The 3272-nt window shown below is 40.6% G+C and carries 4 protein-coding genes; all 4 read right to left on the bottom strand.

The annotated features are described in order from the left end of the window. Positions 1-196: 196 nt before the first annotated feature. Positions 197-1078, bottom strand: a complete 882-nt coding sequence (locus tag HP456_RS21735) for a glycosyltransferase family 2 protein (RefSeq protein ID WP_172255000.1) — start codon at positions 1076-1078, stop codon at positions 197-199. A gap of 97 nt (positions 1079-1175) precedes the next feature. Then, a complete protein-coding gene (gene cysQ, locus HP456_RS21730; protein WP_172254998.1) occupies positions 1176-1943 on the bottom strand; it encodes a 3'(2'),5'-bisphosphate nucleotidase CysQ in 768 nt (255 codons plus the stop codon). Positions 1944-2037: 94 nt separating this feature from the next. Next, on the bottom strand, positions 2038-2634 hold the full coding sequence (cysC, locus tag HP456_RS21725; protein ID WP_172255002.1) for an adenylyl-sulfate kinase: 597 nt from the start codon (positions 2632-2634) through the stop codon (positions 2038-2040). A 21-nt stretch (positions 2635-2655) separates the two neighbouring features. Further along, the coding region (locus tag HP456_RS21720) for an SLC13 family permease (protein ID WP_172254996.1) at positions 2656-3272 on the bottom strand (617 nt) is incomplete at its 5' end.

Here is a 3272-nt window from a genome sequence, read left to right as displayed (position 1 = left end):
GGATCAAGTATCAGAATCACAGCTGATCAATTTGAAAAAGTGGAAACCGGTCCTATCGATATTACAGGGATTCGAGGACTGGGATGGCGACCAACCATTCCGTTTGAAGTTAGTTTAGCAGATACCATTCAATATATAAGAGAAAATTAAAAACATCCCTGTACAAATTGAAGCTGCACTGGGATGTTTTCCAAAACTAGAAATAGATACTGAACGTCTTGAATATTTCATCAACAAGCCTTTTCTGTTTTTTACTATACCTTGCGCGTTTGTTCAGTACTCCATCAGCGAGTACTTTTTTTTCGATTTTAGAAGGTGAGCCATGAATGACAAGGGACCTTGCTTTTTTGATTCTTGCATCATCGAAATGAAGATAAGCCATTCTAATGAGGTTGTAATAGATGCCTTCGTAATTTACTTTATATGGGTGCGAAATCCTGAACAGGTGAAGTACTTTTACGTTTGGTTCACAGTGGCATTTGTATCCGAATAACCATAATTTCAAAGATAACTCCACATCTTCAAAGCCCCAGGATGAAAAGCCATCGTCAAAGCGTTCTACATCTTCAAACACCTTCTTCGATATAATGATGCATGCGCCTGGAAGAATGGCCGTTTCGAATAAATTTTTTCGTTTCTGGTTCCATTTTATTTTTAATGAAGGTGTTAAAGATTGGCCGTAACCGATGACTTTAGGATCGTCTATTGATCCAATCGCCGGACAAACAGCATCAGAATAACCGGATGTTAAAAAGAATACCAGGCGGTCGAGCCAGAAATGCTCAAACGTCATGTGAGCATCACAGAATGCCAAATAGGGATACTTAGCTTTTGATGCGCCAAGATTCCTCGCTTGTGCGGGTCCGAGCCCTTGTGTTCTGATGTAATTGACTCTTTGTTTATTTTGGTATGTTGAAATGAAATCACAGCATCCATCGGTTGATCCATCGTCCACAATGATTGCTTCCACCTCAATATTGGTTTGAACGAGGAAAAGGGAATCAAGCGTCATTTTGACATTCTTGCCTTCATTTCGTACCGGAAAGATCACCGATACTTTAGGAGGGTGTTTTACCATTGGTTTCTCCCCTTTATTAGCATAGAGTGATTCCATCCAGTTTATGTCTGAGAGCGTTATTCCGTGAAGAACTTGCCTGAATAACTGTCTATCAACGTTAGATGGAGCATATGAACCATGGGTTTACCAATACTTCCTTGTTGTACGTGAGTGGTGCTGAAGTTTGATAATCGAGTACTTGACAGCCTGCTTCTACAGCAATGCAATGTCCTGCAGCGGTATCCCATTCCATTGTTGGTGCGAGTCGGGGATAATAATGGGCAGTGCCTTCTGCCACAAGGCAAAATTTAAGGGAACTTCCGATTGATATCAAATTTAGTATTTCTTCTTGATTTTCAAGCCTTTTTACATATGACACAGTTTCATTGGACATATGTGAACGGCTGACGACAACTTTTTTTGTTTTGCTTACAAGATCGACATGAAGCCGCTTCCGCTGTGTCCCTTTTTTGCTTGCTGCCGTATCTTTAAAGGCACCCTCGTTTTCTTCAGCATAATAAAGGATGTCCAAAGCAGGTGCATATATGACACCAATCACAGGTTTTCCCTTCTGGATAAGGGCGATGTTAACCGTGAATTCCCCGTTTTTTTTTATGAATTCTTTCGTACCGTCCAAAGGGTCAACAAGCCAAAATTTTTCCCATGAAGCTCTCTCTTGATAGGGAATGGAAGCCCCTTCCTCGCTGAGTATCGGTATGTCCGGCCAATTTACTTTCAGTTCTTTTTGAATGATGCATTGGGAAAGACGATCTGCACACGTCAAAGGTGAATCATCACTTTTACGTTCTACCTGAAAATCTTTTTGATAAACAGTCATCATTTGCTGGCCAGCCATAAGGGCAATTTCTATTAGTTTCTTAAGCATTTCTACACCTCTTATTAATCTTTATTTCTTGTTTTTCAGTAATCGGACATGCAATAAAATGTAGAATTCTCTCTATAGAGAATTCTACATAGAGTTACAGATAATGATGCTCTTTTAGGTACGCAAGAATTTGTTCGACAGATTCATCGATTGTCAACGTTTCTGTATTAATAAAAAGCTCAGGTGAATCAGGAGCTTCATATGGTGAATCAATTCCTGTGAAACCCTTGATCTTTCCATTCCTCGCTTTTTTATACAACCCTTTTGGGTCCCTGTTTTCGCATGCTTCGACACTGGCATGAACGTATATCTCGATGAACTCTCCGTCTTCCATCAATGATCTGACGGCATCCCTGTCGTTTTTGAAGGGAGAAATAAATGCAGTCAGAGTCAAGAGTCCTGCACCAACCATCAATTTTGAGACCTCACCGATCCTCCTGATATTCTCTTTGCGGTCTTTCTCCGTAAATCCCAAATCACTGTTTAATCCGTGGCGGATATTGTCCCCGTCAAGTCTAAACGTTCTGATATCCATAACATACAATGCTTTTTCAAGTTCTACCGAAATAGTGGATTTCCCCGACCCCGATAATCCAGTAAACCAAAGGATTGCACTTCTGTGCCGGTTCATTGTTTGTCTGTGCTTTTTTGTTACTTTTCCTTCGTGCCAGACGATATTCTTTTCACTCATCATCCTCACCCCCTTGATCGTCTACATCCATAAGAAATAGATGAGTATAGTGGTCGTAATCATTGTAAGAAGGCTTAATGGCAGCCCTGCTTTCAAAAAGTCCAGAAAGCGGTATCCACCGGGACCATATACAATCAGATTAGTCTGATAACCAATCGGTGTTGCAAAGCTTGCCGACGCTGCTACAGCGACAACAACTGCTAAAGCAGAAGGAGAAATACTCATTGAAGATGCTACCTCCATTACGATGGGGAACATCAAAACTGCAGCGGCACTGTTGGTCATCATTTCGGTAAATAAATTCGTCAGAAGGTAAACACATATTATTACAGCGAGCACGCCAAATGGAGCGGTCAAACTAATCAAAAGATCGGCAATGAAAGCAGCCAGCCCTGAATTGGACAACGCATAACCGATTCCAAATGAACATGAAATAATAAGAAGAACGTCCCATTGAATGTAATCTTTTATTTCCTTGGGATAGACCATTTTAAACAGTACAAGAACCATAGTCATAATTGACATTGCCACGATCATCGAAAGAATGCCGAAAGTAACCAATGCAATCATCAAACCAAGCAAAATGACAGCATACATACCTGAACGCAGATCGGCATTTGATTTAACGTTTCTTGTAT

It is taken from the genome of Bacillus haikouensis, from assembly GCF_013179555.1.
GTDB classification, from domain to species: Bacteria; Bacillota; Bacilli; order Bacillales; family Bacillaceae_B; genus Rossellomorea; species Rossellomorea haikouensis_A.
The sequence above is the reverse complement of the archived record's forward strand: the minus strand, read 5'-3'. Positions and strand labels throughout refer to the sequence as shown.